Source organism: Kitasatospora sp. NPDC059817, from assembly GCF_042731835.1.
Lineage (GTDB): Bacteria > Actinomycetota > Actinomycetes > Streptomycetales > Streptomycetaceae > Kitasatospora.
Map to the genome: position 1 here is coordinate 1 of NZ_JBHWIR010000296.1, position 5,908 is coordinate 5,908.

Below are 5,908 nucleotides of genomic sequence, written 5' to 3' on the forward strand. Positions count from 1 at the left end.
TTCCGGGTCGGGGCCTGGGGGTGACGCTCGGGGGGGGGGCGGGGCCGCGGGGGTGGGGGGCGCGGCGGCCGCGTGTGGGGGAGGGGAGGTCCGTCGTGGTGCGTGGGGTCGTCGTACGTGGGGGTGGGCGACCGCGGTGGTGCATGGTGGTGCACGGTGGTGCGTGGGGGTGGGGCGGGACCGTGGGGTTCGTTCCGCCTTGGATCAAAAGCTGGACTAGACCATTGCCGGTCGTCAAGCATTGGACAGTCGGCTTACGGATTCTTTAAGGATTCGGAGACCGTTCCGTGTCCGCCGTCGGAGCCGCCGGGGAAGGCCCGCGACACGCCCGCCGGGACGGACTCCGTACAGGACCGTGACCAGACCGCTACCTGCGGCTTTACCGTGTGCCTGCCCGCCGGAGTAGGCTGCGCCGGGGCGTTGACGCACCAGCTGAACGAGCACGGAGGGGCCGGGAATCATGGGTCTGCGCGATGTCGCCGAACGGACGCCGGGTCTGCGTACCCTGCTGGGCGGGATGTACGGGCTCTACGGCCGCCGGGTCGAGGTCCACCTCGCCCGCACCCCGCACCACATCGGCGTGATCCTGGACGGCAACCGCCGCTGGGCGAAGGCCGCCGGGGGCACCACCGTGTACGGCCACCAGCGCGGCGCCGACAAGATCAGCGAGTTCCTCGGCTGGTGCGACGAGACCCACGTCAAGGTCGTCACCCTCTGGATGCTCTCCACCGACAACCTCGACCGCCCCGCCGACGAGCTCGTCCCGCTGCTGGGCATCATCGAGGACGCCGTCACCGGGCTGGCCGCCGCCCGCCGCTGGAAGGTCCACCCGGTCGGCGCGCTGGACCTGCTCCCGCAGCACACCGCCGACGTGCTCAAGCGGGCCGCGGAGGAGACCGCCGACATCGACGGCATCACGGTCAACGTCGCGGTCGGCTACGGGGGCCGGCACGAGATCGCCGACGCCGTCCGCTCGCTGCTCCAGGAGCACGCCGGGCGCGGCACCTCGATCGAGGAACTGGCCGAGATCCTCGACGTCGAGCACATCGCCGAGCACCTCTACACCCGCAACCAGCCCGACCCGGACCTGATCATCCGCACCTCGGGCGAGCAGCGACTGTCCGGTTTCCTGCTCTGGCAGAGCGCGCACAGCGAGTTCTACTTCTGCGAGGCGTACTGGCCGGCCTTCCGCAAGGTCGACTTCCTGCGGGCGCTGCGGGCGTTCGAGCAGCGCAACCGGCGACTGGGCCTCTGAACGGGTGAAGTGACCGCCGTAGGGCTGGCCTACCCGGAGCCCTGGTGAGGCCAAACGTTCACCGGCAATGATCCGTCAGTTCGCCGGGGGCGCGAATGCACCGCCCCTCGCCTGGGAATACTCCAGGCAGTCCGGTCCCGAGGCCACCGGGGCAGCGGGGGCCGGCTTGCCGCGGATGACGCAGGGTCATCCGCTCTGGAGGCCTAGTGGTCAGTTCCAAGAGCCGCCGGACGCCAGACCGGCGCACGTACGTTCTCGACACCAGCGTGCTCCTGGCGGACCCGCTCGCCATGACCCGCTTCGAGGAGCACGAGGTCGTCCTGCCGGTGGTGGTCGTCACCGAGCTGGAGGCCAAGCGGCACCACCCGGAGCTGGGCTACTTCGCCCGCCAGGCGCTGCGACTGCTCGACGACTACCGCATCCGCCACGGCCGGCTCGACGAGCCGATCCCGGTCGGCGAGCTCGGCGGCACCATCAGGGTCGAGCTCAACCACTCCGACCTGTCGATACTGCCGGCCGGCTACCGGGTCGGCGGCGGCGAGGCGGACTCGCGGATCCTCGCGGTCGCCCGCAACCTCCAGGCCGAGGGGTACGACGTCACGGTCGTCTCCAAGGACCTGCCGCTGCGGATCAAGGCCAGCTCGGTGGGCCTGCTCGCCGAGGAGTACCGGGCCGAGCTCGCCATCACCTCCGGCTGGACGGGGATGTCCGAGCTGCACGTCCCGGCGGAGCAGGTGGACGCGCTGTTCGCGGCCGGCCACGACGCCGCGGTGGACGTCGAGGGGGCGGACGAGCTGCCGGTGCACACCGGGCTGGTGCTCACCTCGGAGCGCGGCCGGGCGCTCGGCCGGGTGACCGGCGACGGCCGGGTCCGGCTGGTGCGCGGCGAGCGCGAGGCGTTCGGGCTGCGCGGGCGCAGCGCCGAGCAGCGGGTGGCGCTGGACCTGCTGCTCGATCCGGACGTCGGCATCGTCTCGATGGGCGGCCGGGCGGGCACCGGCAAGTCCGCGCTGGCGCTGTGCGCGGGGCTGGAGGCGGTGCTGGAGCGGGGGCAGCACCGCAAGGTGATGGTCTTCCGGCCGCTGTACGCGGTCGGCGGGCAGGAGCTCGGCTACCTGCCGGGCTCCGAGACGGAGAAGATGAGCCCCTGGGCGCAGGCGGTCTTCGACACCCTCTCCGCCGTCACCACCCCGGACGTGATCGAGGAGGTGATCTCCCGCGGGATGCTGGAGGTGCTGCCGCTGACCCACATCCGGGGCCGCTCGCTGCACGACGCCTTCGTGATCGTGGACGAGGCCCAGTCGCTGGAGCGGAACGTCCTGCTGACGGTGCTGTCCCGGATCGGCCAGGGTTCGCGGGTGGTGCTCACCCACGACGTGGCGCAGCGCGACAACCTCCGGGTGGGCCGGTACGACGGTGTGGTGGCGGTGGTGGAGAAGCTGAAGGGGCATCCGCTCTTCGCGCACATCACGCTCACCCGCTCGGAGCGTTCGCCGATCGCGGCGCTGGTCACGGAGATGCTGGAGGACATCCACCCGTGATCCGTCCCTGACCAGGACATAGTCGGACAATACGGTCAACTCTTGATGCGGGGCCCGCTCCTGACGGGGCGGGCCCTCATCCCTTTCATCACATCGAGTGCTTTCCGTCCGAAGAACTCCCGTGCGGTGAATGTGACGTGCGCCACGCGAACGGGAATTGCGTCGACAGCGTCCGGTGCGGCATGGTGAGGGTTCTGTCAGGCCCCGCGTACGGCGTGGCAGGGCTTCCGGACTCCACGAGTCCGGCCCCGGATGGTCCACCAACTCCGGTCGGTGGACGCATAATTGAAGACCGATGAGCCGTACGCCGCCCGATTCCAACGCCCGGTCGCCTCACCTCGGCCGGACGCCGGGCCAGCACCTCCCGTGACCAGAGCACCTGCGGAGGTCAGTGCCAAGGGGCATGTTGCGCCCGCACGGTCACGCGTGGGCGATGCTGGAAGGAATCCATGTGACTCGGATCTCGGTCCGGGGAGTCGCTGTGGCCTCCGCCACCGCCGTCACCGCTGTCGGTGCCGTCGTGGGTGTGGCCTCGGGCAGCGAGGGCAAGACGACGCAGACGGTCGACGTCGCGGGCGCGACCCTGCTTGCCGAAGTCCCCTCTGGCGCCCAGGCGCAGACCATCAGTGACAACATCGGCCAGCAGGCATCCGCCCAGCAGGCCTCCGCCGACGCCGCGGCCAAGGCCGCCGCCGAGCAGAAGGCCGCTGAGGAGGCCGCGCGCCAGAAGGCCGCCGCGGACGCCCAGGCGAAGGCCGATGCCCAGGCCAAGGCCGACGCGGACAAGGCTGCCAAGGCCGCCGAGGACAAGCGCAAGGCCGACGAGGCCGCTGCCAACCGTTCCAAGGCGCGTTCGGCGATGGCCGCCACCGACAACAGCGCCCCGCCGGTCTCGACCAGCCCCGGATCCGTCCAGGACATCGCCCGGCAGGTCGTCGGTGACGACACCCAGTTCCAGTGCTTCAGCCAGATCGTGAAGCGCGAGAGCGGCTGGGACTACACCGCGACCAACCGGAGCTCCGGCGCGTACGGCCTGGTCCAGGCGCTGCCCGGCACCAAGATGGCCTCGGCCGGTGCCGACTGGCGCACCAACCCGGCCACCCAGATCAAGTGGGGCCTGGGCTACATGAACAGCCGCTACGGCAGCCCCTGTGGCGCCTGGTCGTTCTGGCAGTCCCACAACTGGTACTAGGAGCCGCCACCGCCCGGCGGTGCACTCCCGTACGGCCCCCGGCCGCTCGTCTCGCCCGACGAGCGGCCGGGGGCCGTCGCGTTCCCGCCCACCGGGAGCCGGGTCGGGCCGCGCCGCCCGGGCTGCGCTGACCAGTGCGCCTGCGGGCGGTGCGGGCCCGGTGCGGACGCGGGGCGCGGGAAGGGGTCCTGGTCGCTTCCCGCACCGGCCGGTCCGCCGGCAGTTGGTCCGTGGCCCGAGGCCTCGCTCTCCCCTGGGGGCCTCGTCCCGACTCCTCCCCAGCGATCTCGGTCCGAAACCATGTGAAACCTGGCGTTTTGCCCCGGTTTGATGGCGAGGTTGTTCGAGCCGAACCCGGCGGGGGCCGGACTGGCCGGGCCGCCGCCGGGTAGCGTCATCCCTGACGGCCGTGGCGGGACCCACGGCGTACCGCCGGGCACGGCGGCTCAGCAGGGGAGCGGTGGTAGCGAGGATGGCGCGGGGCGGAAAGGCCTTCAAGGCCGTGGCCAAGGGCATGGCCGTGGTGGCGAGCGCGGCCGCCGTGATCGAACGGCGCCGGCGCGCCGCGATGGCGGCCGATCCGCACGAGCTCGCCGTCCCCGCACTGGCCGAGGCGCCCGATCCGGTGCCGGCCCCGCGGGTCGAACCCGCCGCGGTGCCGGCCGCCGCCCCGGCGGCCCCCTCGCCGGTGGCACCGCCCGGCCTGGCGCGGGAGTACCACCCCGGCCGGCCCGCCACCCCGGCCGAGGCCGTGCCCTGGGGGCTGCGGGTGGCCGCCGAGTCGACCTGGCGGCTGCTGCTGCTCGGCGGCGCGCTCTACGTCGTCTTCTACATCGTCGACATGCTGCGGCTGGTCGCCTTCGCGGTGCTGGCCTCGCTGCTGATCTCCGCGCTGCTGGAGCCGACGGTCTCCTGGCTGCGCCGGCACGGGGTGCCGCGCTCGCTGGCGGCGGGCGGGGTGTTCCTGAGCGGTCTGGCCGGAATCGGGCTGGTCGGCTGGTTCGTGGTCTGGCAGGTGTCCACCAACCTGTCGACGGTCACCAGCAAGGTGAAGGACGGCGTCGACCAGCTGCGGGACTGGCTGAGCACCGGGCCGCTGCACCTGACCCAGCAGCAGATCAACGACTACGCCGACCAGATCGGCAAGGCGATCACCACCAACACCGACCAGATCACCTCGGCCAGCCTGACCGGCGCGCAGATCGCCGTCGAGGTGCTGACCGCCGTGGCGCTGGCCTTCTTCACCACCTTCTTCTTCCTCTACGACGGCGCGCGGATCTGGAACTGGGCGCTGCGCGGACTGCCCCGGCACTCCCGCTTCGCCATGGCCGGCGCCGGCCCGAAGGCCTGGGCGACGCTCACCGCGTACGTGCGCGGCACCGTCTGCGTGGCCTTCATCGACGCGGTCTGCATCGGCATCGGCATCGACCTGTTGGGCGTGCCGATGGCGATGCCGCTGGCCGTGATCATCTTCCTGGGCGCCTTCGTCCCGCTGGTCGGCGCACTCGTCACCGGCACGGTCGCGATGCTGATCGCCCTGGTCACCGAGGGGCCGTGGACGGCGCTGATGGTGCTGATCGTGCTGGTCGCGGTGATGCAGATAGAGAGCCACATCCTGCAGCCGCTGATCCTCGGCCGGGCCGTCCGGGTGCACCCGCTGGGCGTCGTCCTCGGCGTCGCGGCCGGCGGCATCATCGGCGGCATCGGCGGTGCGGTGGTGGCCGTCCCGCTGATCGCCGTCACCAACACCGTGATCACCCACCTGCGCCGCCGCAACGAGGCCGGCCAGGCCGTCTTCACCGCCATGGAGGCCGCCCGCGAGGCCGCGGGCCGCACCTCCGCCGCCCCGGCCGCGGACGGCTGAGGCCGAAGCACAACGCCGACGGGCCCTCCGCGGGCGTGGGGGAGGGGGGGCCCCGC

General features: G+C 72.2%; 4 protein-coding genes. All 4 read left to right on the forward strand.

Features of this window, described 5'->3' with window-relative positions; all coding sequences use genetic code 11:
* Positions 1 to 460: 460 nt before the first annotated feature.
* The 4 genes from ACFV61_RS33660 (at position 461) to ACFV61_RS33675 (ending at position 5,852) form a co-directional block, all read left to right on the forward strand.
* Positions 461 to 1,255 carry an isoprenyl transferase gene (locus ACFV61_RS33660; RefSeq protein ID WP_208869076.1) on the forward strand — a complete coding sequence of 265 codons (795 nt, stop codon included), beginning with the start codon at positions 461 to 463 and terminating at the stop codon, positions 1,253 to 1,255.
* A gap of 206 nt (positions 1,256 to 1,461) precedes the next feature.
* Positions 1,462 to 2,796, forward strand: coding sequence for a PhoH family protein (locus ACFV61_RS33665; protein ID WP_063347994.1), 1,335 nt, complete (start codon positions 1,462 to 1,464; stop codon positions 2,794 to 2,796).
* Positions 2,797 to 3,229: 433 nt separating this feature from the next.
* Positions 3,230 to 3,988, forward strand: coding sequence for a transglycosylase SLT domain-containing protein (locus ACFV61_RS33670; protein ID WP_208869075.1), 759 nt, complete (start codon positions 3,230 to 3,232; stop codon positions 3,986 to 3,988).
* Between the two features lie 472 nt (positions 3,989 to 4,460).
* Positions 4,461 to 5,852, forward strand: a complete 1,392-nt coding sequence (locus ACFV61_RS33675; RefSeq protein ID WP_363372455.1) for an AI-2E family transporter — start codon at positions 4,461 to 4,463, stop codon at positions 5,850 to 5,852.
* Positions 5,853 to 5,908 lie beyond the last annotated feature (56 nt).